Consider the following 24,648-nt stretch of genomic DNA (forward strand, 5'->3'; position numbering starts at 1 on the left):
CTTTCTCAGTTCATATTCATCAGGCCGCCAGGCGTTCTGTAAGCTGCAGGATTTCATTGATCTCCGCCGGGCTAAAGACACCTCGAATTCCCTGGGGGTGAATGACCGTGAAGGGTGCATTAATGAGGTCTTTCTTCTCGATCTTTTCACGCTCGATGATGAAGTCCTTGAGCAGGTTCAGGAACTCCAGCTGGCGGCTGGAGAGATTGGTGTGCTGCTGGATGAACTGATCAAAGGCTTTGCTGACCGTTTCTGGGAAACTCTTCAGAATCTCAATGCCGAGGATGTGGCGGATGAACTGGATGAAGCGGGCCTTGCGGTTTTTGTAGATCTGGCGCAGCAGGTCTTCGGTGATGTGCGGGTGCTCTGCGTGGAGCAGCTCGGCAAGCTGGCTGGCCTCAAGGGGTGAGACCTCTTCTCCGGTTTTAATTTTTTGCAATATGGGATTGTGTGCCGTCAGCTCTTCGATCATGGCTTCGACCATCTCACGGTAGCGGCTGATGCTGACCGATTCATGCTGTGGCCCGAACTCCACCCATTCTTTATGGTGCAGCACGTCGGTGAGATCAAGGTGCATGGGGCCGGGGCCGGGCTGCTGCTCGCGGAATTTCATCAGGGGGCCGAGGCGGGTGTTCAGCTCATCAAGGGCATCTTCCAAAACAAGGGCATCCGTTCTGGCCCAGTAGTGCCGGGTCTGGGCGGCACGGATCAAGGCCTCTTCGGCTTTGACAAAGCTGATCGAGAGTGGCAGCTCGCTGACCTGCTCAACGATACCTTCCTTGAGGGTTTCGGCCTTTTCCTTCTCTTCGCACAGTCTGGCCAGGGTGTATTCCAGTACATCCCGCTCGAAACGCATGGCTTTGAAGTCGGCCTCGGATACGGTGCGGAACAGCGGCTTGATGGCGTTCCGCAAAAATTCCAGCCGCTGGTGATTCAGGGAGATCCAGAAGTTTTCCTCCTTTGTCTGAGCCAGCGCGGCGGCGGCCTCCCTGATGATAATGGAGTTTTGCGGCAGCTCGTTGATCTGCTGGCGCAGTTTGGCTATTTCTCGTTCGGCAATGTTTGTCTGCGCAAGGTCGATGGCCTTTTCGATTTTATCCAGCCGCAATCCAACCAGCCGCACCGGCAGGGGCAGCTGGGGCTTGAGTTCCCTGCCCTTGGGTTGCAGTTTGAAGTATTCGAAATTGTCCCAGCAGTCGAGGATGAGAAAGACCTCTTTTTCCGTGCACCAGGGTTTGGCCTTGCTGGATTCCAGTAAGCGGGTGCCGCGTCCGATCATCTGCCAGAATTTGGTGTAGGAGTAGATCGGCTTGGCAAAGACCAGATTGACGATTTCACGAATGTCGATACCGGTGTCGAGCATGTCAACGCTGATGGCAACGCGGGGCATGTCATTGTTGGTGAACTGGTCGAGCAGGCCGCCCTTGCCATAGACGCGCGGGTCTTCCGAGACCAGCACCTTGGCCAGCTCCCCCTTGTATTGGGGAAAGAGTGCGTCGAAGATTCCTTCGATGCGTCGGGCATGGGCCTTGGTTGAACAGAAGAAAATTGTTTTACCGGGGAGCACGCCATTTGGATCCTTGATGCACTCCTCCATGAACTCTTTGACAATAAGGGTATTGGTACCTTTGTTGGTTACCTGCTTTTCCAGCTGGGAGCCTTCGAAATGGATTTCCTCGACTTCCTTGCCTTCCAGAATCATCTTTTTCTGGTCTTCCAGCGATATGGTGCGCTTGCTGATGCCATCCATCTGGAAGCGGGTCTGGATCTTCATTACCTGAAAGCTGCACAGGTAGGGCGGCACGTTGCTGACCGCCTCTTCAAAGGTATAGGCAAAGGTGGGGAGGCCGTCTTCGCAGTGAAAAAGCTGAAAGGTGTTGTGGTCGATGATGTCGGTTGGCGTGGCGGTGAGGCCCAGAATGATGGTTTTGAAATAGTCCAGCACCTCTTTGTAGGTGTTGTAGATGGATCGGTGGCTTTCATCGACCACAATGAAATCAAAAAAGTGCGGAGACAGCTGTTGAAAGGCATCCCGGATGATATTGAGCATGGTGGGATAGGTCGAGACATAGATGCGGCGGTCCTTGGCAATGAGCTTCTCACCTGTGCTGGGCCAGCGCGGCTCGTGGGGCAGATACTCCTTGAAGGCGGCCAGTGCCTGTTCGCGCAGGGCAATGCGGTCAACCAGAAACAGCACCTTCTCGGCATGACCGGCGCGCATAAGGGCATCGACCATGGCGATGCAGGTGCGGGTTTTGCCTGTGCCGGTGGCCATCACCAGGAGGAAATCACGTTTTTTCTCTTCCATGCCTTCCAGTACGGTGCGAATGGCCCGGATCTGATAATCCCGGCCCGCAATGTCCGTGTTAATCAGTTCCTGAGTCAGAGGCTTGCGGTTGCGGCGGATATACTGGAAGCGCTCAAGATCATCCCGTGTAGGAAAGCCGACAATCTTGCGCGGCGGATAGTTGTCCAGATCCCAGAAATAGATTTCGTGCCCGTTGGCGTAGAAGCAGAAGGGCAGTTCACCGCCCAGTTGCTTCTGGATGTTGTAGCAGTACTGCTTGGCCTGTTCACGCCCCAGCGCAGCATCCTTGCTCGTTTTTTTGGCTTCGACCACGGCCAGGGGCTTGCGATCCTTACCGAGCAGCACATAGTCACTGAACTGGTGGCCTTCGTAGGGGGTGCGTGGTTCGGCAACACCCACAGGAAGCGGAGTCAGGATGTCGAACTCCTCAATGACCTGGGCAGGATCTTTGACGTTCCAGCCCGATTGGGCGAGCTGGCTGTCTATCAGCTCAGAGCGGGTTTGGGCCTCAGTCCTTGTCATGCTTCAGCTTCCCCTGTTCTTTCATCTGCATACAAAAGGCTTCGAATTGCCTTCTTGCCAGCTTGAAGGGAACCGTCTTGCTGTTTTCCCAGCGGTTGATGGTGGAAAAGCTCACGGCCAGCTCGTGGGCCAGTTCTTCCTGACTGAGACCCAGTTGCTGGCGGACCTCTTTGACCGTTTCTGCAAAATTTTCCGGTGTTTTTGCCATATCCTTTGGCCTTAATTCCTGATGGGGCAGCTGTTCACTGCGGCGGGTGAACGACCTTTGCCCAGAGTGATACGTACGTCCAGAGATATAGCAGGTGATCATGCATGTGGAAAGCGGAAACCCGGCAAGTATTTTTGGGGTATTTCCATTGTTTTGCCAACACCCGGCAAGCAAAAACCATGGGAACAGATGCGGAAAAACAGTGCTGCCAACGCCTGATATACGGATTGGAGCTATCCGTTGCGCGGACCCTTTTACCCCCTTATCCCCCGTCACCATCCCTGCCAGCCGGATCGGGTGTCTGGCTGCCTATTTCTTCTTCATGATTTTTCCCACGGCCTCTTCCAGAGCGGGATTGAAGACCGCCGGCCTTGCCAGCATGAGAAAATGGTCGGCCCCCTTGATGACGGTGGCCTCAAAGGAAGCCATGTGCCTGCGGTTGCTTTCATAGTCAATGGGCCAGAGGTCCGCATTGACGGCCATGACGGGAAGGCGGACTTCTTGGAAGATGGCGGCGGACTCCCCGGTGATGAAAAGCCCCATCATTTCCTTTAAGGCACTCAGGGCCACGGCGGGAGGGGCAGCAGCCATGTCGCTGAGAATCCATTCCCGGAGCGGGGCCGGTGTGGCGGGAACCATCATGGTTTCAACAAACGGACGGCTTCCAGTCTGAAAATCCTCTTCCAGCGGGCTGACCATCCCGTCCAGGATTTCAGGGGTGAGGGGATGGGCCACGTTGCCAAAGGTGTCCACGCCGATGAGGCCCAGCACGCGTCCGGGCATGAGACGCGCTGCCTCGGCGATGACGGGGCCGCCCATGGAGTGACCGATGAGAATTACCTCTTTGCTTCCCACCGCTTCCGCCACAGCCTTCACATCCTCTCCAAAGGCCTTCATGGTGTATTGGCTACGGCCCATCCCCGAGTGGCCGTGGCCTGCCAGATCCAGAAGCACCATGCGGTTCTTTTTTGAAAAATGGGCGACCTGCTCCCGCCAGTAGCGGGCATCGCAGCTCCATCCGTGGACAAAAATCAGGGTGGGTTCTCCCTTTCCGTACACTTCATAGGAAATGGGTACGCCGTCCTGGGAGGGTGTCATTCGGGGCCACTGGGCTGCGGCCGGACTGGCAGCGAAGATAAAAAAGAGAAGCCAGCAGGTAAAGGCTTGTAAAGATGTGTGTTTCATAATCTGCTTTCCTTATTTTAAGTTTCAGGAGCGAAGGCGGTTTCGTTTTTTTACGCCTGAAAAAAACTCAGACAGGGACTTTTTTTTGAAGCAGCAGACAGGCATAGCCGTATTCATTGCCGTACTGCCGGTTCATGGCGATTTCTTTTTTCAAATCCTGAAATACGGGGCTTTCTCCAAGGGAATCTTCCAGATCAAGGAGGTTTTTTTCCATGTCATCGTAGAAATCCTGCCAGTCCTGCCGGGGCAGGAGGGCTGCATCCACAACAAGGTATCCGGCCTTTTCCGCCTGACGGCATCTTTCCTCAAGGCTGCGCATGTCGGGGTATTCCACATCCCAGAGTTCTTTGCAGGGGGCAGAAGGGCTGCTGGTAAGCCACACGGCATCACTGACAAAAAGGTGTCCATTCGGAATGAGAAATTTTTTCCATGTGGCAAGCGCCTTTTCAAAGCCCATGATGTAGGCGGCTCCCTCACACCAGATGAGATCAAAGCTTCTGTTTTCAAAGGGCAGACTCAGCATGGAGGCCACAAGGGGCTGGATGCGGCGGGATAAATTTTTTTCCGTAAACTTTGTTGTAAGGGCATGGAGAAAAGGCCCATGGTTGTCCACGGCTGTGATATGAGCTTCGCTCACTTCCGCAAGGGTGAGGGCCGTTTCTCCTTTTCCGCAGCCAATCTCAAGAATATTGCGGATGGCAGCACTGTTTTCGATTTTCCGGAAAGCGCTGAGGGTGGCCTGCCTGCTGCCGGGACCTTGTCGTTTCATGGTTTCAAACACCTTACAAAAGTCTTCCATATAGACCTCATGGTTTTCCATGTTTCGTGAAACGCAGCGGATCTGCGTTGCGGTTTTTTCGGAAAAACCCAGGGCCTGAAGCCACTTCAGGTGGGCCTGGGCAGACTGTTTTTCAAAGGCCGCATGCCAGTGCCTGAGTGGGTCGGTTTCTGGTGTCTGGGGTGGTGCTTTTCCTTCTGTCCTCTGGCAGAGGGCGCGCAGCATGCGTTCAGCGGTTTTCAGATGGAGAATTTCCCTTTCAATGACAAGGAGCTGTTCCCGGAGCATGGCGGTATCCATCTTTCCTTCAATGCAGCGCTGGCACTGGGTCAGGGAAAAGCCCGCCCTCTGGAGGCAGCGGATGGTGACAAGGCGCTCCAGATCACTTTCCGAATAGATGCGGTAGCCGTTTTGCTCATCCCTTGCCGGTGAAACCAGACCGATTCTCTGGTAATAGAGCAGGGTGGAGCGGGCAATGCCAAGGCGGCGGGTGATGTCCGATACATGATACATGAAAGGCCTCCCATGTTCTTTGTTGAAAGCAAAGGTAGCCTATGAACCTTTAGACAGGTCAAGAAAAAAAATTAGGGTGAAAAATTTTTCTGTGGGGCATTGCCGGTATGGGAAGGGGGCCGTGTGAACAGTGAGAACAGAACCAGGGGGGTGGCCTGTGGTTTATGGAAAATCTCCCCGGTATGCCATGGATGGATCCATATCATTCGTTTCTTACGGTACGCTGGACTCCACACAAGGTGATACTTGCAAACTCATGGTATGTAGCTTACTCTTTATGGACTCGTTAAAGGTTCAATCGCAGCCAGTAAGCACACCGTGTACGAAATCTGTCATGGCTTGAGTCCTTTGTATCATAGGTCGTACGGATGTGGATGTGACAAGTGTTTTGATGAAAGGGACATGGGTCGAGAGGTATGCGAGTGGCTCGGAAAGCAGTCTGGCAGGGGGCTTTGGTCCACTCGACCCGACGGAAGGGCCGAGTGCTAAAAATGGCGTTTGTTTTATGGGGAAGCTGGCATGACAAAGAGAAAAAAAAAACCTGCCAAACCGGTCAGATCATGCCCGGGGGAAATGAAAACCGGCATGCTGCCGGAGGGTTCCGAAGACACTGCTGATGCGCATATAAAAACGGGCCGGGCCGCTGGTGGTTTTCCCGTTGTGGGCATAGGGGCTTCGGCCGGGGGGCTGGCGGCTTTTGAGGCTTTTTTTTCCGGCATGCCTGCGAACACCGAACCGGGAATGGCCTTTGTTCTGGTGCAGCACCTGTCTCCGGATCACAAGAGTATCCTGGCTGACCTGATAAGGCGCTACACGCGTATGCAGGTTTTTCAAGTTGAGGACGGTATGGCAGTGATGCCTAACTGCGCCTATATTATTCCCCCCAACCGTGACATGGCTTTTTTGAATGGTACGCTCCAACTCCTTGAGCCAGGTTTTCCGCGCGGACAGCGCATGCCCATTGATTTTTTTTTTCGGTCGCTGGCACAGGATCTGCGCGAACGGGCCATTGGCGTGATACTGTCGGGTACCGGTAGTGACGGTACGCTGGGCATAAGGGCCATCAAGGGCGAGGGGGGGATGGTCATGGTCCAGAACCTTACGGATACCGAATACGACGGAATGCCGCGCAGTGCGATGGCCACGGGCCTTGTGGACTATGAGCTGCCGCCGGCGGAGATGGCGGCCCAGCTCATCGCCTACACCACCCATGCTTTCAGCAAACAGCCCCGACCACTTATCCCGCCCCCTAAAACCGAGAGTTCGATCAGGAAGATTTTTGTCTTGCTGCGAGTCCAAACCCGGCACGATTTTTCCCATTACAAGCCTTCTACCATCCAGCGGCGTATCGAACGTCGCATGGCTGTGCATCAGATTGAAACCATGGATGCTTATGTCAAGTTCATTCAGCAGACGCCAGAGGAAGTGGATGCCCTGTTTCGCGACATGCTGATAGGGGTGACCAGTTTTTTCCGTGATCCTCAGGCATTCAGTGCTATTGAAGAGGAGGTTATTCCCGGGCTTTTTGCCCGGAAGTCCGATGATTCCCTAATCCGGGTCTGGGTGCCGGGTTGCTCCACCGGAGAGGAGGCCTATTCCCTTGCCATGCTGCTGGCCGAGTATCAGAGGACATTGGGAAAGGGTTTTAAGGTGCAGATTTTTGCCACCGACATCGACAGTCATGCCATTGCTGCGGCCCGGATTGGCATTTATCCGGCTTCTGTTGCCGCCGACCTCACGCCGGAGCGGCTGGCGCATTTCTTTTCACCGGAACCGGGTAATAGCGCGTACCGTATTCACAAAAATATCCGTGATATGCTGGTATTTTCGGAGCAAAATGTAATCAGGGATCCACCCTTTTCCAAGCTGGACCTGATCAGTTGTCGTAACCTGCTGATCTATCTGGATGGGGATCTGCAGAAAAAGCTCATCCCGTTATTTCACTATGCCATGAAGCCGGGTGGGATTCTGTTTTTGGGGACATCGGAAAGTGTGGGAGAATTTGGTGATCTTTTTGCCACTCTGGAGCGCAAGCAGAAGATTTATCAGCGGAAAGAAGACATCGTTGGAGTGCAGCGCGTTGGTCTGGGCCGGTTTCTGCCTTCCTTGACGGGGTCTGATACAGTGCCTTTGCGTATTGGTGAGAAGAGGGTTCCTCCCCGGAAACTGCCGTTACGTGAGCTCACCGAACAGGCCTTGCTGCAACAGCTTGTTCAGGTCGGGGCGCTGGTCAACGGCCAGGGAGATATCCTTTATCTTCACGGCCGTACGGGTATGTATCTGGAGCCAGCCCCCGGGGAGAGCGGATCCAACAATATTTTGAAAATGGCAAGGGAAGGATTGCGGCGCAATCTCACCACGGTATTGCATAAAGCGGTACAAACCGGTGAAACCGTGCATTGCCAGGGATTGCAGGTGAAGACCAATGGTGACTTCACCACCGTCAATCTGATTGTCCGTCCGGTGACCGTGACCTCGTCCGCATTACCCGAACCGCCGTTGTATCTTGTGATTTTGGAGCAGGTACAGAAGCCTGCCATTCATGAGCAGACTGCTAAGTCGTTAGCAGATGAGCCGGTCGGTGAAGATGCCGATTCCCGTATCACGGTGATGAAGCAGGAGTTGAGGGCTAAGGAGGAGTATCTTGAGACCGCGAACGAAGAGCTGGAGACCTCCAACGAGGAGCTCAAATCATCTATTGAGGAGCTTCAGTCGGTGAATGAGGAGCTGCAATCCACCAATGAGGAACTGGAAACTTCCAAGGAGGAGCTGCAATCTGTTAACGAGGAGCTGGCTACGGTTAATGCAGAGCTGCAAATCAAGGTGGCCGATCTCTCACGGGCAAACAACGATATGAACAATCTGCTGGCCGGAACGGGTATTGCCACCGTCTTTGTGGATCACCAGTTGTGTGTTCTGCGCTTTACTCCCACTGCCACGAAAATCATTAATCTGATTCAGAGCGATATGGGGCGGCCCGTAAGCCACATCGTTTCGAATCTGCCCGGCTATGAAAATCTGATAGCGGATATTCATGGGGTCCTCGATACCCTGATCCCTAAGGAACTTGACGTACGGAGTTCCGAGGGCCGGTGGTACACCATGCGCATTCTGCCTTACCGTACCACGGATAATGTTATCGAGGGTGCTGTACTTACCTTTGTGGACATCACGGAGGCGCGAAGGCTTCACGAAGCACTGCGGTTGAATGAAGATCGGCTGCGGGTTGCCTTCAGCGCGGTTCCCCTTTCTGTCTTTAATCAGGATGTGGATCTTCGCTATACCTGGATTAATGCCCCCAACCTTGGATTCACGGAAGAACAGATCATCGGCAAGACCGATGCGGACCTTTTGCCGGAAGAGGATGCTGCCGTGCTGACGGCCATCAAGCAGCAGGTACTGGAAAGCGGAAAAGGTTTGCGGCAGAATGTCCGGATAACTCTTGCAGATAAAACCTTTGAATATAATCTGACCGTTGAACCCTTACACGATGCTGCCGGTGCCGTGGACGGAATCACCTGCGCTTTCCTGGATGTTACCGGGCAACAAGGCGGAGAGAGATCCAATTTTAATTCAAACCGGATTTTGCAATCAGACAATGATGGAGAGAACCTATGACAAACCAGGATAACCGCTCTAAAGCTGCTACGGGGTTTCGAGAGAAAGCCGAAGCGATCGCTAAGGAACGGGCCGTCCGGATGCCGGAAGGCAGTGCTGCCATCTCGTCTGAGGAAATCCAGCGGGTGCTCCACGAACTTCGGGTGCACCAGATTGAGCTGGAGATGCAGAATGAGGAATTGCGTATGGCCCAGGCCCAGATTGAAGCCGGGATGGCCCGTTATTTCGATCTGTATGATCTGGCACCGGTGGGCTACTGTACTGTCAGTGAAAAGGGTGTCATCCTGGAGGCCAACCTGACGATGGCCACTTTGCTGGGCGTGACCCGCAGCCTGCTGGTCACGCAGCCGATATCAAGGTTTATCGTTAAAGACGATCAGGACATCTACTACCTGCATCAGAAACGGATTTTTGAGACAGCCGAACCCCAGGAATGTGATCTGAGGCTGGTCAAGCCGGGTAGTGCCCTTATCTGGGTTCATTTGTCGGGGATTGTCGCTCAGTCGGTGGAGGGCTTACCCGTCTGCCGGTTGGTGCTGGGCGACATCACGGGCCGAAAGCTGGCCGAGGAGATAAATGAAAAGCTCGAGTCTCAGCTGATTCAGGTCCAGAAGATGGAGTCGGTGGGACGACTGGCTGGTGGTGTTGCCCATGATTTCAACAATATGCTGGGCATCATTTTAGGGTACACGGAACTGGCTCTGGGACGGGTTTTACCAAACGATCCCCTGCATGCTGATCTGGAAGAAATTTGTAAGGCCGCCCAGCGTTCCGCCGATCTCACCCGCCAGCTGCTGGCCTTTGCCCGCAAACAGATTGTGGCCCCCAAAATGCTGAATCTGAATGTTACGGTAGAAGGCATCCTGAAAATGCTTCGGCGACTTATTGGTGAAGACATCTGTCTGTCCTGGAATCCCGGTCAGGGTCTCTGGCAGATAAGAATGGATCCCACGCAGATCGATCAGATACTGGCCAACCTTTGCGTCAACGCACGGGACGCCATCACGGGCATTGGTACGGTTACCGTAGAGACGCACAACATCATCCTTGATGAGGAATTCTGCGCCGAGCAGGCTGGTTTCACACCGGGCGAGTACGTGATGCTCAAGGTAAGTGATGACGGCTGCGGTATGGATTCCAAGACTCTCTCTCTCACCTTTGAGCCCTTTTTTACCACCAAGGAAATGGGCAAGGGAACCGGTCTGGGACTGGCTACCGTGTATGGCATTGTCAAGCAGAACAATGGTTTTATCAATGTTGACAGCGAACCGGGCCGGGGAACGGCCTTTTATATTTACCTGCCGCGGTACCTGGGTGAGCCCGACCCTCAACGGGAAAAGGCCCCGGCTGAGGTAATGGTATACGGGCACGAAACCATATTGCTGGTGGAAGACGAACCGGGAATTTTGAAAATGACCCAGACCATTCTCGAAAGGCAGGGTTACACTGTGCTGGCAACGAGTTCCCCGGCTGAGGCTGTCCGTCTGGCCCGGGAACACTGTGGCCGGATCGACCTTCTATTGACAGATGTCGTCATGCCCGAAATTAACGGATGCGACCTGGCCAGGCATCTTCTGGCCATTTGTCCGGGCATCAGATGTCTGTTCATGTCTGGGTATACGGCCAATATCATCGCACACCACGGAGTGCTGGAAGAAAGAGACCATTTCATTCAGAAACCGTTCTCTATTAAGGCTTTGGGGGGAAAGTTACGCGAAATTCTTGATGCCTGACATGTGATGGAATGGAAGCCTGAATGCCAAACTGGCTAAAGTGAGTGGTGGTTTTGGGGCTGTCTTTTGTCTTGACTTGGAACTTCATCTTACACTATGCAGCACAGAAGCTGCGTTGTAAGGAGTTTGCATGCCTTTACCCCCCCCTCCATATGAATCTGCAACCGTTATCCGAACCCTTCTAGTGGATGATGAGCCACCCGCACTGGATGAGCTTGCCTATCTTCTGTCCGCAATCGAGAATGTGGAAATTGTGGGAACCGCCTCCAGCGGTGGAAAAGCGGTGGCTATGATCCGGGAGATGGAGCCCGATCTGGTTTTTCTGGATATTCAGATGCCGGGTAAGAGTGGTTTTGAAGTGCTGGCGGATATTGTGCAGATGGCCTGTCCGCCGTTTGTGGTTTTTTCAACGGCCTATGACCAGTATGCCATCCGGGCATTTGAAGAAAACGCTGTGGATTATCTGCTCAAGCCCGTTTCTCTGGATCGTTTGCGTAAAACAGTGGAGCGTATTTGCCGCCTTCTTGGGGGTAGCAGGGGAGAGCAGGCAAAAAACAGGGAAGACGCCTTTCATCTCCGGACTTTGCTGGCTGTGGCGGGCATTGGTCCGGAGATTGCGCGGTTCAGCGTGGAGTGTGATGGCCGGAATGTGCTGCTCAACCCACGGGATGTGCTGTTTTTTCAGAGTACGGACAAACGTGTCCATGCCCATACGGAAGGGGGGGATTTTGCCTGCCCGTCCGATCTTTCTCTTGAAAAAATTGAAGAACGGCTGCAGAGCTTTTTTTTCTTTCGTGCCAATCGTTCCCAGCTTGTTAATCTGGCCTTTGTCCGCTCCTACGCTCCCTGGTTCAATGGTAAATATGTGGCAACCCTGAGTGACAGCAAAGGAACGGATATTACCATCAGCAAGGCACGGGTCAGAGCTTTCCGTGCCGCTATTGAACTCTAGGCATCCATGCATACCCTTGAAATCATAGTTACCCTTGCGGAACGTTTTGGTCTGATTGTAGGCGGAGCCTTCCTTCTGCTGACCTTTGCTCCGGTTCAGCGCATCGGATTCAGCCCGGTACAGACCCGGCAGAGAACTTTTTTTCTCATCATTTTTTTCGGTATTTTCGGTATCATCGGTACCTATACGGGGAATCTTGTTTTTCAGTCCGTAGCCAACCTGCGGGCCATGGCTGTGATCACAGGAGGGCTGTTCGGCGGTCCTCTGGTGGGGCTCGGGGCAGGTCTTGTGGCGGGAGGGCACCGTATTCTGATGGATTTTAATGGTTTCAGTGCATGGCCCTGCGGTATGTCCACGGTGCTGGAGGGACTGGCAGCGGGATTGATCCGGTACAGGATGGGAAGCCAGGCCATGGACTGGAAGGTGGCGGCTCCCATTGCTCTGGTGGGCGAGAGCCTTCATATGATGCTGGTACTGGCACTTTCAAGGCCTTTTGCTGAGGCTGTGGAGCTGGTCAAGCTCATTGCCGCTCCCATGATGATGATCAATACGCTGGGGGCTGTTCTGTTTGTGGAAGTGATCAATATTTTTATAAGGGACAGGGAACGGCGGGAATCTCTGCAGGCCCAGCAGATTCTGGATATTGCCAACCATACGGTCAGTTATCTGCGCTCGGGCTTAAACCTGGAATCCGCCAGAGCAACAGCGGAAATCATCCATAAACGGGCGGGACTGGCTGCGGTGGCCGTGACCGATACCCGCAATGTTCTGGCCCATGTGGGAGCGGGAAGTGATCATCATCTGGCCGGTCATGCCCTGCGTACCCGTGCCACCAGAAAGGTACTGCGAACGGGCCGATCTCTTTTTATCACCTCTGCGGAACGTATTGCCTGCGATCATCCGGGTTGTCCTCTGGAATCAGTCACCATTGTGCCACTGGAAAAAAGCGGTATTGTGGTGGGCAGCCTTAAATTTTATGGTAATGAGACATGCCCGCTGAACCGAACCATGTTTGAGCTGGCCAAGGGGCTGGGTAACCTTTTTTCCACCCAGCTGGAGCTCGAAGATATTCAGGTGAAGGAACAGATGCTGGCAAGGGCGGAAATCCGTCGCCTGCAGACCCAGATTAACCCCCATTTTCTGTTCAACTCCCTGAATACCATTGCTCTTTTTTGCCGGACCAATGGAGAGAAAGCAAGGGAGCTCATTTTGGATCTTGCTTTGTACATGCGTAAAAACCTGAATTCCACTCAGGATTTTGTCCCCCTTTCCCATGAACTGGAACAGATTGACTCCTATCTTTCCATTGAACAGGCCCGCTTCGGTGATCGCATTCGCATTAAAATGGATATTGATTCCCGTTGCCATGATGTTCCCATCCCGCCTCTGCTGATTCAGCCTCTGGTGGAAAATGCCATCCGCCATGGTATTTCGGGGCTGGAAGAGGGTGGGTGTGTTGCCATTCAGGCTTTTTGTGGCGATGGTCACATGCACATCCGCGTGATTGATGATGGAGTAGGAATGGATGCGGCAACACGGCAGGATATCGGTGTGCGCCACCGTATGGAAGGCCAGCGGCAGGGCATAGGCGTCAGAAACTGTGCTAACCGGCTGGAGCAGATATACGGGCCGGACTACAAACCCGATATCATCAGTGAGCCCGGCAAGGGTACATCCATTCATTTCCGCATACCGGTACCCATCTCCTGATCCCTTTCCCCGAATTCTTCCACTGTTGTTTCTGTCAAACCAATCAGTCGGTTCATCCCGGCAATGGGTCATTTCATCGCTGACGGCAGATGGTCTTCCTTTTATATTGATACAAAAAGACGCCAACCCGGTTCTTCCACGGACTTACCATTTAAGGAGGTGTCTTATGCTGTTCTTTTTTGCCTGCGTAGGCCTGCTCATAGCAGGGTATGTCATTTACGGAGCCTTTATTGACAGAATTTTTGAGCCAGATCCCCATCGTACCACACCGGCCATTGCCATGCAGGACGGTATTGACTACATGCCCATGCCCCGCTGGAAGCTCATTTTCATACAGGTGCTGGATATTGCCGGTATCGGTCCCATTTTCGGGCCCATTCTCGGGGCACTGTACGGCCCCATTGCCTTGCTATGGGTAGTCATCGGCTGTATTTTTGCAGGAGCCGTGCATGATTATATGTCCGGTATGCTTTCCGTACGCAACAGGGGCGCCAGTATCCCTGAGGTGGTGGGCGAATATCTGGGGATGTCCGCACGCCAGGTACTGCGGGTTTTCTCCTTTGTACTGCTCATGCTGGTGGGGGTTGTGTTTGTTCTCAGTCCGGCTACGCTCTTGAACGATCTGACCGGTATCAACACCAGCGTTCTTGTGGCCTGCATTTTCGGGTATTATTTTCTGGCAACCATTTTACCCATTGATAAAATTATTGGCAGGATTTACCCTTTTCTCGGCGCACTGCTTCTGGTCATGACCGTTTCACTGGTTGTGGCACTCATGTTTTCCAGCCATCAGGTTCTCCCTAATCTGGATTTTACGTTTAATACCAGCCCCACGAACCAGCCCATCTGGCCGCTTCTGTTCATTACCTTGTCCTGCGGGGCTATTTCCGGTTTTCATTCCACCCAATCTCCCCTTATGGCACGTTGCATGACCAATGAGCGTCAGGGACGATCCGTTTTTTACGGAGCCATGGTCATTGAAGGGATTATCGCCCTGATATGGGTGACGCTCGGCCTTTCTTTCTATGAATCGGCGGAAGCCATGCAGGCAGTGGTTTCCTCTGGCACACCGGCGGCTGTGGTATCTGAAATTTCCCGCAGTCTGCTCGGTCCCATAGGCGGAACCATGGCCATTCTGGCCGTCATTGTACTTCCCATAACCAGTGGAGATACGGCATTTCGTTCCACCCGTCTCATAGTGGCGGAAGTTTTTAATATCAGGCAGGGGGCTGTTTCCAAACGGCTGATGATTGCCCTGCCTCTTTTTGTTCTCGGTTTCATCATCTCCACCCAGGATTTCTCCACCATATGGCGCTATTTCGGTTTTGCCAACCAGAGCCTTGCCACCATGGTTCTGTGGGCGGGTGCGGCTTATCTGGCACAGCGTTCCAAACTGCACTGGGTAGCCAGTATTCCGGCTACTTTCATGACGGCCGTGTGCTGCACTTTCATCATGTATGCAAAGATTGGTTTCAGTCTGGATTACACTCTGGCCGTGATCATGGGGTGCATTCTGGCGGTTCTGGCCCTGGTGGCCTTCCTTTTTAAATACGGCCGTGGTGAGAAAGCCGTAACGGAAACTCCGTAAATCATGGGGTTGTGCAGTATGGTTTGTATTGTTTGATTCAGAAAAGCCGGGCAGGATCTGTCCGGCTTTTGTCTGTATGGAGTTGGCCGTAGCAGGGCTAAGCCGGCCGTTTGTGGGGTGGTTTGGCCATGGGATGTTTGGGAGAGAGGTTCTTTCGGGGAAATCTATAGAGTGGTGAGGCCGGTTACTTTCTGGGCAGAGAACATATTGGCAAGGCCTGCTTTCTGCGATTGTTTCATTTCAACTTTCGGAGTGATTTGTATGGTGATCAGGAAGGGTTATCTTCTCACGGCATTTTTTGTTTTTCTGATGGAAACAGTCATTTTTTTTGGCTTTGCCCACCACGGGTTTATCCGAGGCTTTGTGGGAGATTTTCTGGTTGTTATTTTTTTGTATACTCTGATGAGAAGTGTTGTTGATCTGGGAGCAAAGTTTCTGGCGGCGGGTGTTCTGTGCTTTGCATTTGTTATTGAAATTTTACAGTATTTTAAATTTGTATACTGGTTGGGCCTGGAGCAGAACAGGCTGGCCCTTATCGTTTTTGGGACACATTTTGACCCTTGCGATCTCCTTGCCTATACCGCAGGCTGCCTTACGGTTTACCTTGTGGATGAAGCTGTGAGGAGAAAGAAGGGTAGCCTCTGATACGTCCAGTCCCGCCGGAATGTGGTCCCCCTGTCCATTCGGTTTTTTGTCGGTTTTTCTGACGGTGGTTTCTTTGTCTCCTCAAGGCAGCCGCGCCGGTTTCTTCCAGAACTTATAGGCGCTTTTTCCTGAATTTTTGGCGTCATACAGGGCAATATCGGCCCTTTTGAACAACTCCCCGAAGTTTTCGCTGTCATCCACATCAATGGCTATGCCGATACTGACAGACACCCGGGTATGGGCAAAATCCCGTAGGATGGTGGTATCGAATCCTGCAAGAAGTTTTTCAGCGTATTGTCGGGGTATGCCATGATCCTCCACCTCCGGCAGTATGATGGCAAACTCGTCTCCACCCAGACGGAACAGGCTTTTTGCCGGAAAAATTTCTTGCAGCAGGGTGGAGAAGGCAACCAGTATTCTGTCACCTTCGTCATGACCGAACTGATCATTCACCTCCTTGAAGTTGTCAAGGTCGGCAAGGAGAAGGGCTGTGTTGTGCTGGCAGGGTGTTTTTCTCATAAAATCCTGCAGGCTGCGACGGTTGTTCAGCTGGGTCAGGTGATCCGTATTGGCATCCATCAGAAGTTTGTTTTTATAGCTGTATTCAAGGCTGATATCGAGGAAGAGATAAATGTAGCCCGCTAATACGCCAAAAATATCGAGAAGTTTTTCATCATGAATTTTGAGTACCCTGTTTTTGGAAAGCAGGAGGGTTACTTCTTCTTCCCTCTCAATGATCCATCGTTTGCTCCGGGTGCAGTTCTGGGTTTCATCAATGAAGGAATCAATATTTCTGCCGGTGAGCTCTCCTAGTTTCAGCAGAAAAATATCGGAAAATTTCTGGTTGACAAGGGTAATATTTTTTTCCTTGTCCGTGACCATTACGGCAAAGGGCAGGCATTCAAGAAGAATATTCAATTCGATCATGAGGTTCTGCAGGTCGGTTACATCATGGGCAAATCCAACCGTACCAATCACCTCACCCTCTGAGTCAAAGACCGGTGACTTGTAGGTTTTAAATTTCCGCAGTTCGTCATGGCATTTCACGGTTTCATCAAACAGGCAGGTTTCTTTTTTATTTAAAACGATTTCTTCTGATTCCAGGCAAATATATTCGCCTTGTGCATATTCATCCGGCTCAATACCCCAGATATAGTAGTGCCCTCTGCCCTGAATCTGCTCCTTTGTCTTCTCCACCGCATGGCAGAAGCTGTTGTTGACCTTGAGGTGGGCTCCCCGGGCATCCTTGAACCAGATGAGATCGGGCAGGCTGTCCATCAGGGTGTCCAGATAGCGCTCCGTAAGGGAGGCGTCTTCGTGTTTTTTGATTCCCTGAAGAATGTTTGCAAAGGAGGTCTGCACCTTTTTCCCGGCAAAGGGACGAATCCAGATCTGATCGAGCAGATCATGAACTTCTGCAAGAAGGGGGAGCCTGTCTGTTGTGAAAGAGGCAATGAGAGGCGTTGCGTCGGCCTTTTCCTCATGAATTTTTTGTATCAGAGCGCTCCCGCAGACAGGGGAGTCCAGTATGATCACAGAACAGGATTTCCAGTTTACTCCGTTTTCATGGGGCTGGCACAGAAACTGATGTGAGAACTGCTCCCGTGGGCTTACATCCTGCAGGAGGGCTGCAAGCAGCGGGTCGTCGGTAAGGATGAATATTTTCAGTAAGCGGTGGTACATGGCCTGCTCCTGTGGCTGGTAAGGAAAGGGGGTGCTGTCGCTTCCGTGGCATATCCGGGAAAGAGGGGAAGCGCTCAATGTAATGTGTGGTGTACGTGGCGCGGTGGGGGGGAAAGGGCCTGGGAACCGATGCTGTCTTTCCTGCAGACTACGGAAGTAGCTCCGTACGTATAGTGCACGTACTGGATGGTAGCATAAAATCGGAAGAATGGGAATAATCTGGCATTTTTTATGGATAATCTGTGTAAAATGAAGCATTGTTTAAAAAATATTAGAATAAAAGGATTTCACGCTCTGAAACCTGCTCTCGTTTCTTATGATTCAATATGAAATGGAATGGGATGCCTTACCGGAATTGTCCATTCCACAGGGGAAAAGTTTGCCTCCGGATCATATTGTAGCCGACGTAATCTGCCAATGGTGGGCTGCTGGTGTAGCATGAGGACCGGTTGCCAGAAGGCATAATAAAGAATGAAAAACAGGAAGAATTGCTTTATGATTAGAATAATTACCGCATTGACGAAACTCTGATCAAGCTTTCTCTGGAAGCGGCCGATGTCAGGTACCGCCCACCAGGGAAGAGGATTCTCCTTTTGGGCTAAGAGGCTGGCGGAATCTCTGGAGTCTCTCGGCCCTTCAGGGAGACTGTATGGCAGAGTGGCCCCATGAACCCGTGCATTCTAGTACGTACCTTGTTTGATTTTAAAGGGGGCATATGAGAACCATCAATTTTATTTATAAGGATAAACAGGATCTGCTGCGTCAATCAAAACAGATTTCTTCCTGTACAGGGGAGAATATATTGATTCAGGTCTTTTCAGGGGTTCTCAGCCAGTCTTATCTCTCTTTATTGCTTCGTGATATCAGGGAAGTGTTTCCTGGATCGGCTGTTTTGGGAACAAGCTCATCGGGTGAGATTCTGGATGGAAGAATTGTCAATGGCAGGGTTGTGGTGAGTATCAGTTTTTTCGAGCATACCATTGTCCGGTCCGCCATGGTGAGTCAGAATGATAATCTGGAAATGGCTGGGGAGGAAATTGCTGCCATGATCGGAAGGCAGGATGCCAGAGCCATGATTGTTTTTGCCTGTGGTATAAAAGACGGCATGTTTATCAATGGGACTCCGTTACTCCGGGCGCTGAAGATTTTTTTTGCTGATACCGTAATTGCGGGTGCCCATGCAGGCGACAATGAAAAAGGAATAGAAACGTTTGTTTTTACAGAAAAAGGTGTCTCATCTCAGGGTGTTGCTGCGGTGGCTTTTTTTAGTGAAAAATTACGGGTTCATACGGGCATTAACAGAAACTGGGTGCCCATTGGCAAGAAGTTTACTGTTACCGGAGCAAGGCAAAATATTGTTTATTCCATAGACGATCAGTCTCCCTATGAGTTGTACAGGCACTATCTTGGAAATGAAATTGCGAAAAATCTTCCCCTGTCGGCGGTGAATTTCCCCCTGATGGTGGAACGGGAAGGCCTTGGCATAACCGTTTCTCCCGTATCCATATGTTCCAAAAATGGTTCCTTTCGTTTTGTGCATGATTTTTTTACGGGAGAACAGCTCCGGTTCAGTTTCTGCCATGCAGGATTGCTGAGGCAGGGTTCTGTAAAAATTCGCAATGAATTGAAATCCTTTGGACCTCAATCTGTTTTTATCTATTCCTGTGTTGCCAGAAAAAGGGTGCTGGGAGGAGCCGCTTCTGCTGAGCTGTCAATGCTGCAAGGGTTTCCTGCATCCGCAGGTTTTTTTTCCTATGGGGAGTATTATTCTGCCGATGGTAATCAGGTTGATTTTTTTACCCAGACAATGACCACACTGTCCTTATCAGAAGGGGTAGGGGAGACCGGAACAGGCATTGCGGATGATCCGGGCAATAAAAATATTTCCATAGAGTTTCAGAACCTTGAGTTTTTACATAAGCTTGTGGAAACCATAACCGGTGAGCTGGAAACAACGAACAGGGAGCTGGCCCATTTGGCCAGAAAAGATCCCGTTACCGGTCTTTATAACAGGCGTTTTTGTGATAAATTTTTACAAGATGAAATCAGTCGACAAAGCAGAGTCCATGGGATCATCACCATCCTATTGCTGGATATCGATCATTTTAAACTGTTTAATGACAGGTACGGACATGTTGCAGGGGATGGCTGTTTACGGGCCGTATCCAAAAAAATCATGGAGGCAGCTAAAAGGCCGGGAGATATTCCCTGCAGATTCGGGGGAGAGGAATTTTTGTGTATCCTTTCCATGACAGACCACGAAGGAGGGAAAAAAATAGCCGAAGAAATTATGAGAAATGTGACGGCTCTTGCCATACCCCATTGTGATTCTCCCACATCGGAGTATGTAAGCGTAAGTATTGGCGTTCTTACCATGCGATGTCAAAAGGACATGTCGGGGCCAGCCATGATTGAACGGTGTGACAGATTGCTGTATGAGGCAAAAGAAAAAGGCCGGAACATGATGGTTGCAGAGGATGTAAGCTAAAGGTTGGTATATTCGAACCATTGACTCTGACGGCAAGAGCCATGACTCTTCCGGTTTTTCCAGAAACAGGTACGGCTGGTTTTCTTTTGACGGCACAGAATCAGTATCTGCTCCCCTTTTTAACCGGGCTTGCCCCGAAAACCCACCCGCAGGACTTTTTTCATTCTCCCAAAGCGTTCCAGTTTTTCTTCTGAAAAGAATGGGATCTGAAGCATTGCTCCTTGACCACAGTAAAGGAGAAGGCATAGTGTTTTAAGGGGCGGCGTATGAGTTGCCTGGCACGTGGAGCAGGGCTGTCGGTTCCGGCGCAGACGGGCAGAGCCGGGGGAATCCGCAGCCAATCTTTGGGTAGAAACTGAGCCCCATGGGATTTTCTTTCTGCAGAAGAAGGGCACCCACTGGGGTGTTCTTTTTTTGTCTCCGGGAAGAAGCGGGACGATGGGGCTCAGGCTTTTGTCATGGAAGGGAGGGAGCCTATGTCGTATCTGGTGCTGAGTCAGGATGATCTGGAAATGGTGCTGAGGCTGATGGCTGCACTGGTCGCGGGTATGTTGATCGGTTATGAACGGTCATTTCATGGAAGACCGGCGGGTTTCCGCACCCATGCACTGGTATGCATGGCCTCCAGTCTTTTAATGCTGGTGACCGTTTATGAAGCGCACTGGGTGAGAGCGCACGCGGATCTTGTGCGGCTGGATCCCACGAGAATGGCTCAGGGAATCATGACGGGTATCGGTTTTCTGGGGGCCGGTGTGATCATGAAGGAAGGGTTCTGCGTGCGTGGTTTGACTACGGCTGCTTCCATCTGGATCACGGCGGCCATCGGCATTCTGTCTGGTATTGGTTTTTATTTTCCTCTGGTGCTATCGGTCCTGCTCACCATTATCACTCTGTCCGTTTTCCGGTGGATAGAAGCCCGTATGCCGACCCAGGCCTATTACCATTTTGAGATACAGTTGCTTCGTTTTTCCGGGATGACGGAAGAGTCCCTGCGAAGTCTGATTGAAGGCCATGGTTTCAGCATTGCCAATTTCAGTTATCATATGGAAGGAGAGCAAGGTATCCGCCACCATACCATGATACTGCGGACCACGGACAGAACCCGTGTGACAATACTGGCGGAGAAGCTGACTCCCATGGAAACGGTACATGATTTCCGGATTGTTCCCACAGGAGACTGAAGGATCGGTCTGGCTGTTTTTTCATGGGCAATGGGCGGCATAACCATTGCCCGGATTGTTTTTATTCCATCACCAGACTCCAGTTCAACAGACCATCATAATCCGTACAATCTGTTACCGACAGGGAGGCATCCGGAATGTAGATCTGTTTTCTGTCGGAAACGGGGTAGGTGAGGTATTCCGAACATCTGGCACTCTGACCGGTGCCCACCACAATGCGGGTTCCTTTTTTCAGTGTGCAGCTGGACATTTTGTCCAGGGGTGACCATTGGTAACAGATGGCAAATTCTTCACGGTAGCTTGCCACTTTGCCTGCCGGTGTATCAAAGGACCACCATTTCCCGGATTTGCTGAATGGATTCGTGCTGTTCCATGAGCGATAAACGGGTACATCCGTTTTACTGATATAGACCTTGCCCTGACACAGGCCGCCCTTATCCGGTTCCGCCAGAGCCTCCTGCAACAGCTTCGCATCCTCAGCGGGTTCAAATTGAGAGATAAGATGCTGGGGTAAGTCCGCACTCCCTTTGCAGGTAGGGTCTGTTATCGGGAACACGTCGGTCCGCAGGCTGGAGCAGCTGAACAGAATAACTGGCAGAAAAAGTAACAGTATTTTTTTCATGATGGTTTCCTTTCGGTTGACGTTCTCTGTATTTTGAGGACAGGGCTGGCGTGAGGGTTTCGTCCCTTGCATTTATTGGGCATTCGCTTGCCATATGGATGAAAAGGTGATGGCAATACCTTCGAAATGGGTGCATGCGTCCCAGTAGAGGTCAAAGAAGAGGCCCGAATCCATGCCCTCCTCCGTGGTGATGGAAACGATGGAGCAGGTTCCTCTGATCCGGGTTGTATCGGAAACCTGACAGTTGAAAGGAACAGGCTGGGCTGTATGAAAATCCTGTATTCGTATGCTGCAGGTATCCGCTGGTTCGGGGGCCGGGTCTTCATGGGGCGGAGCTTCCGGTGAATTCGGAGGGTCTGGTAAATCCTTATCGTTTTCTGCACCCGCTATGGGAAGCCCGTTTTCCTGGTTGTTACTGTCTGTTTGTTTCTGTGGGAGTTTTGGGCCTTCGACAGGCGGACCGACGCTGCCCGCGGATTGCAGGGGCTTTTCCGGGTCTGGAACAAAGGTTAAGCTCATTTCTTTCAGAATACCGCTGTTTTCATCATAGGAAAAGATGATCTGGCAGGAAAACGGGGTTTCCAGAAGATCTGGACGCCATGTTTTCTCAAGAGTCTGCTGTATATCGGGCATAATGGTACCTCCATGGTAGATTCTTCTGGAGCGGAGCCCCTTGAAATGAGGGTAATGGCACCGGTCCGGGGGAGTTACCGGACCGATGCGGAACATCTGACCTTCATGCAGGTCAGATGTTCGGTGTTCCCTGGCGGACTGCCGAACAGGCATGGGAAAATGGTTACCCAAAGGGAAAACGGCCCTGTTCTGAGCAGATTTTTTCCTGCGTGTCCGCACTCAGCCCATGATTGTTTCAATGTCGGCTATGTCCGGGTTCTGCCTGCAGATCGGACATCTCACATAGGCAATTCCCGGCACAGTACCTGAATCTACTTCGGCCTGAAAGGCCTGCCTCAGGCAGGCTTTGTGCATGGGGCTGGTGGCGGGGCTTCCGTGACCACAGCTGAGCTGGTAAAAGGGCAGATTATTCTGATCATAGCAGATAACGCATTCCACGGTGGGATCGGCGGCGATTTCCGGCATATGCTTTCTCCTCTTGTATTGTCATGGTTATGACTGATTCATCCGTTTCGGTCTGCCGGATGATCAGGCCCCATGGAAATGGGACCTTTCATGGGAAACCGGCAGAAGGACCGGCAGGGTAATTCCTTGTACTGGCTGTGGAGACAGGAGCCTGTGAACGGGTGATACGGAGAGTGCACACAGCCTGTCTGTCTGTGCCTCATGCTGAGCAGCCGGAAGTTCCGTCTGCTCATTCCGGGTAATGAGCATGAAATGTATCAGGGGCTCTTGTTGGATGTGATCATGAGGCTGTAAGGCAGGGCCCTCGAACCATACCCTCCGCCCACAAGAGAAAGGTCTGCTTTCCTGATGCGGGTGAGGTCGATGGGCTTTGCCCCTGCAACGAGATCTTTGGGAACCATCCTCCCTTCCTGTGCCCGTGGCAGGGATGACACGGCAGCCATCAGCCGGGCGTGAACGCTAATTGTGTGGGCCTCGCCCGGACCAATGACAGGGCCGAGTGCAAGAAGCCGATGGGCTCGGAACAGCGCCGGTCTCAGGAAGTGATCCGGAGACCGGTTTAGGATATTGGCCTTTTCCCCGCTGGTTCTGATCCGGATCATACCGGCAGAATCGGCAGAACGTGGGGCAGAATCCAGCAGGGTTTCTGGCAGAAAGTGGCCTTCCGGAGTCCGTGCCGTGAGGGTGAGGGGAGCCATGCTGATTTTTTGTTCATGACCATATCCGCACCCCCGTATCACCATCCAGACAATGGGAGGACCAGTTCCGGGGAGGGTCTGGAAGAGAACCACATCTGGCGGTATCCGCTCCTCGGCCTGGTTGATAAACCGGATCTCGGTGAAGGCAGTCATCAGGCTTTTCTTTCTCCTGCGCGGTCCCGGATAGAGAGGGGCCGCGCATTTAGGATGTGCAGGAAAGGTGTTCTGCGGACCCATGCTGACAAGCTGTCAGATCAGGCCCAGATAACGTTTTCCAGTGTGAAGACAAAAGGAGTGGCCTCTCTTCCGGGGCCTCCGCCGGTCATGACGATGTCGGCGCTGGCCACACCCAGAAGGCTGACTTCTGTATTGATGGCGGTCATGATGGCTGAACTCATGACCTGGCCTTCAACGATTTGAGATGCAACGCCGATATAGATGGTGGGTTTAAACTGGAATACGGCTTTCTGACCCGGTGCGATGCCTGTTTTGGCGGCAAGCAGTTTGCCGCTGCGGTAAATATTGGCGGTAACCGCACCCATATCAAGGGCATTATAGACTTCCACTTCTTTGGGTGATACGGAGCGGCCCTCCTGTTTGAGCACATCGCCGGAGTGGTCTTTCTGCATGGAGAATTTGTTTCCGGGAAAAGCGTTGAAGCGTTCGGTGTAGTTTCCCCAGCTGTCACTGGCGCAGACTTCCATGTCCAGATCGTATTCAAAGGGATGATTGCAGTCCCGTCCGAGATTGCGGATGCAGCGCCAGGCAACGGCCAGCTGGTCAAAGCTCGGTGCAATGTTCTTCTGGAAAATAACGATGTCGGAATTATTCGCATCGGCGGACTGATTGACCACTCTCAATTTGATGGATTTCATTTTTTATCTCCTCGTATATCAATGGTTGAAGGAATATTTGCTGCATTTGCCTGGCCAGGGCTGGATGGGACCTTATTGTCCCGATCCCGTTCATAACTGCCGGGGATACCGGCAGGGGGATCCTGTTTCAGGTCTGCATATCCGGGGATGGGGCTGGACCGTGGAAGAAGGTCTCCCATGCACTCATCCGTCTTCCCACTCCCGATGAAAAATGATGCTGCAATGCACGGATCTAATGGTGTG

Annotated in this window: 18 protein-coding genes; 8 read left to right on the forward strand and 10 right to left on the reverse strand. The window is 52.1% G+C overall.

All coding sequences use genetic code 11. From position 1 onward, the window contains the following. Nucleotides 1-19 precede the first annotated feature (19 nt). The 4 genes from OOT00_RS05530 to OOT00_RS05545 all read right to left on the reverse strand — a co-directional run bounded on the left by OOT00_RS05530 (nt 20) and on the right by OOT00_RS05545 (nt 5,514). On the reverse strand, nt 20-2,830 hold the full coding sequence (locus OOT00_RS05530; RefSeq protein WP_265424315.1) for a type I restriction endonuclease subunit R: 2,811 nt from the start codon (nt 2,828-2,830) through the stop codon (nt 20-22). Then, a complete protein-coding gene (locus OOT00_RS05535) occupies nt 2,817-3,038 on the reverse strand; it encodes a helix-turn-helix domain-containing protein (protein WP_265424316.1) in 222 nt (73 codons plus the stop codon). The genes OOT00_RS05530 and OOT00_RS05535 overlap by 14 nt, the downstream gene beginning before the upstream one ends. A gap of 309 nt (nt 3,039-3,347) precedes the next feature. Next, on the reverse strand, nt 3,348-4,223 hold the full coding sequence (locus OOT00_RS05540) for an alpha/beta fold hydrolase (protein WP_265424317.1): 876 nt from the start codon (nt 4,221-4,223) through the stop codon (nt 3,348-3,350). A 67-nt stretch (nt 4,224-4,290) separates the two neighbouring features. Beyond that, nucleotides 4,291-5,514 (reverse strand): MerR family transcriptional regulator, encoded by a 1,224-nt coding sequence (locus OOT00_RS05545; RefSeq protein ID WP_265424318.1) that lies wholly within the window; start codon nt 5,512-5,514, stop codon nt 4,291-4,293. 573 nt (nt 5,515-6,087) lie between these two features. Here OOT00_RS05545 and OOT00_RS05550 point away from each other — a divergent pair. The 6 genes from OOT00_RS05550 to OOT00_RS05575 all read left to right on the forward strand — a co-directional run bounded on the left by OOT00_RS05550 (nt 6,088) and on the right by OOT00_RS05575 (nt 15,760). After that, the gene (locus tag OOT00_RS05550; protein ID WP_265424319.1) at nt 6,088-9,132 is read left to right on the forward strand and encodes a chemotaxis protein CheB; all 3,045 of its coding nucleotides are present in this window, start codon (nt 6,088-6,090) and stop codon (nt 9,130-9,132) included. Then, complete coding sequence (locus OOT00_RS05555; protein ID WP_265424320.1) at nt 9,129-10,865, forward strand: ATP-binding protein; 1,737 nt, start codon at nt 9,129-9,131, stop codon at nt 10,863-10,865. Before OOT00_RS05550 ends, OOT00_RS05555 begins: the two co-directional genes overlap by 4 nt. Nucleotides 10,866-10,995: 130 nt before the next feature. Beyond that, nucleotides 10,996-11,817: a LytR/AlgR family response regulator transcription factor gene (locus OOT00_RS05560; protein WP_265424321.1), complete on the forward strand. Its 822-nt coding sequence runs from the start codon at nt 10,996-10,998 to the stop codon at nt 11,815-11,817. Nucleotides 11,818-11,823: 6 nt separating this feature from the next. Then, a complete protein-coding gene (locus OOT00_RS05565) occupies nt 11,824-13,527 on the forward strand; it encodes a LytS/YhcK type 5TM receptor domain-containing protein (protein ID WP_265424322.1) in 1,704 nt (567 codons plus the stop codon). 166 nt (nt 13,528-13,693) lie between these two features. After that, on the forward strand, nt 13,694-15,115 hold the full coding sequence (locus tag OOT00_RS05570) for a carbon starvation CstA family protein (protein ID WP_265424323.1): 1,422 nt from the start codon (nt 13,694-13,696) through the stop codon (nt 15,113-15,115). A gap of 261 nt (nt 15,116-15,376) precedes the next feature. After that, on the forward strand, nt 15,377-15,760 hold the full coding sequence (locus OOT00_RS05575; protein WP_265424324.1) for a ribosomal maturation YjgA family protein: 384 nt from the start codon (nt 15,377-15,379) through the stop codon (nt 15,758-15,760). A gap of 81 nt (nt 15,761-15,841) precedes the next feature. On the opposite strand, the gene OOT00_RS05580 is transcribed toward OOT00_RS05575, so the two are convergent. After that, on the reverse strand, nt 15,842-17,443 hold the full coding sequence (locus OOT00_RS05580; RefSeq protein ID WP_265424325.1) for a sensor domain-containing diguanylate cyclase: 1,602 nt from the start codon (nt 17,441-17,443) through the stop codon (nt 15,842-15,844). A gap of 715 nt (nt 17,444-18,158) precedes the next feature. On the opposite strand from OOT00_RS05580, the gene OOT00_RS05585 reads away from it, so the two are divergent. Beyond that, nucleotides 18,159-19,931, forward strand: coding sequence for a sensor domain-containing diguanylate cyclase (locus OOT00_RS05585; protein ID WP_265424326.1), 1,773 nt, complete (start codon nt 18,159-18,161; stop codon nt 19,929-19,931). A 476-nt stretch (nt 19,932-20,407) separates the two neighbouring features. Continuing rightward, nucleotides 20,408-21,112 carry an MgtC/SapB family protein gene (locus OOT00_RS05590; RefSeq protein ID WP_265424327.1) on the forward strand — a complete coding sequence of 235 codons (705 nt, stop codon included), beginning with the start codon at nt 20,408-20,410 and terminating at the stop codon, nt 21,110-21,112. Between the two features lie 61 nt (nt 21,113-21,173). Here OOT00_RS05590 and OOT00_RS05595 read toward each other — a convergent pair whose 3' ends face one another. The 5 genes from OOT00_RS05595 to OOT00_RS05615 all read right to left on the reverse strand — a co-directional run bounded on the left by OOT00_RS05595 (nt 21,174) and on the right by OOT00_RS05615 (nt 24,405). Continuing rightward, on the reverse strand, nt 21,174-21,734 hold the full coding sequence (locus OOT00_RS05595; protein WP_265424328.1) for a hypothetical protein: 561 nt from the start codon (nt 21,732-21,734) through the stop codon (nt 21,174-21,176). 72 nt (nt 21,735-21,806) lie between these two features. Continuing rightward, entirely contained in the window at nt 21,807-22,367 is a 561-nt protein-coding gene (locus OOT00_RS05600) for a hypothetical protein (RefSeq protein WP_265424329.1), read from the reverse strand. A 219-nt stretch (nt 22,368-22,586) separates the two neighbouring features. Next, on the reverse strand, nt 22,587-22,832 hold the full coding sequence (locus tag OOT00_RS05605; RefSeq protein WP_265424330.1) for a hypothetical protein: 246 nt from the start codon (nt 22,830-22,832) through the stop codon (nt 22,587-22,589). Between the two features lie 257 nt (nt 22,833-23,089). Beyond that, entirely contained in the window at nt 23,090-23,683 is a 594-nt protein-coding gene (locus OOT00_RS05610; RefSeq protein WP_265424331.1) for a hypothetical protein, read from the reverse strand. A 101-nt stretch (nt 23,684-23,784) separates the two neighbouring features. Next, nucleotides 23,785-24,405, reverse strand: coding sequence for a hypothetical protein (locus OOT00_RS05615; protein WP_265424332.1), 621 nt, complete (start codon nt 24,403-24,405; stop codon nt 23,785-23,787). Nucleotides 24,406-24,648: the final 243 nt, after the last annotated feature.

It is taken from the genome of Desulfobotulus pelophilus (assembly GCF_026155325.1).
GTDB classification, from domain to species: Bacteria; Desulfobacterota; Desulfobacteria; order Desulfobacterales; family ASO4-4; genus Desulfobotulus; species Desulfobotulus pelophilus.

Bases quoted from the DNA above. Each gene is read 5' to 3' on its own strand.
- OOT00_RS05585 (WP_265424326.1), top strand. From the start codon at position 18,159: ATGAGAACCATCAATTTTATTTATAAGGATAAACAGGATCTGCTGCGT.
- OOT00_RS05575 (WP_265424324.1), top strand. From the start codon at position 15,377: ATGGTGATCAGGAAGGGTTATCTTCTCACGGCATTTTTTGTTTTTCTG.
- OOT00_RS05615 (WP_265424332.1), bottom strand. From the start codon at position 24,405: ATGAAATCCATCAAATTGAGAGTGGTCAATCAGTCCGCCGATGCGAAT.
- OOT00_RS05550 (WP_265424319.1), top strand. From the start codon at position 6,088: ATGAAAACCGGCATGCTGCCGGAGGGTTCCGAAGACACTGCTGATGCG.
- OOT00_RS05530 (WP_265424315.1), bottom strand. From the start codon at position 2,830: ATGACAAGGACTGAGGCCCAAACCCGCTCTGAGCTGATAGACAGCCAG.
- OOT00_RS05540 (WP_265424317.1), bottom strand. From the start codon at position 4,223: ATGAAACACACATCTTTACAAGCCTTTACCTGCTGGCTTCTCTTTTTT.
- OOT00_RS05595 (WP_265424328.1), bottom strand. From the start codon at position 21,734: ATGAAAAAAATACTGTTACTTTTTCTGCCAGTTATTCTGTTCAGCTGC.
- OOT00_RS05535 (WP_265424316.1), bottom strand. From the start codon at position 3,038: ATGGCAAAAACACCGGAAAATTTTGCAGAAACGGTCAAAGAGGTCCGC.
- OOT00_RS05580 (WP_265424325.1), bottom strand. From the start codon at position 17,443: ATGTACCACCGCTTACTGAAAATATTCATCCTTACCGACGACCCGCTG.
- OOT00_RS05555 (WP_265424320.1), top strand. From the start codon at position 9,129: ATGACAAACCAGGATAACCGCTCTAAAGCTGCTACGGGGTTTCGAGAG.
- OOT00_RS05610 (WP_265424331.1), bottom strand. From the start codon at position 23,683: ATGACTGCCTTCACCGAGATCCGGTTTATCAACCAGGCCGAGGAGCGG.
- OOT00_RS05545 (WP_265424318.1), bottom strand. From the start codon at position 5,514: ATGTATCATGTATCGGACATCACCCGCCGCCTTGGCATTGCCCGCTCC.
- OOT00_RS05560 (WP_265424321.1), top strand. From the start codon at position 10,996: ATGCCTTTACCCCCCCCTCCATATGAATCTGCAACCGTTATCCGAACC.
- OOT00_RS05600 (WP_265424329.1), bottom strand. From the start codon at position 22,367: ATGCCCGATATACAGCAGACTCTTGAGAAAACATGGCGTCCAGATCTT.
- OOT00_RS05590 (WP_265424327.1), top strand. From the start codon at position 20,408: ATGTCGTATCTGGTGCTGAGTCAGGATGATCTGGAAATGGTGCTGAGG.
- OOT00_RS05605 (WP_265424330.1), bottom strand. From the start codon at position 22,832: ATGCCGGAAATCGCCGCCGATCCCACCGTGGAATGCGTTATCTGCTAT.
- OOT00_RS05565 (WP_265424322.1), top strand. From the start codon at position 11,824: ATGCATACCCTTGAAATCATAGTTACCCTTGCGGAACGTTTTGGTCTG.
- OOT00_RS05570 (WP_265424323.1), top strand. From the start codon at position 13,694: ATGCTGTTCTTTTTTGCCTGCGTAGGCCTGCTCATAGCAGGGTATGTC.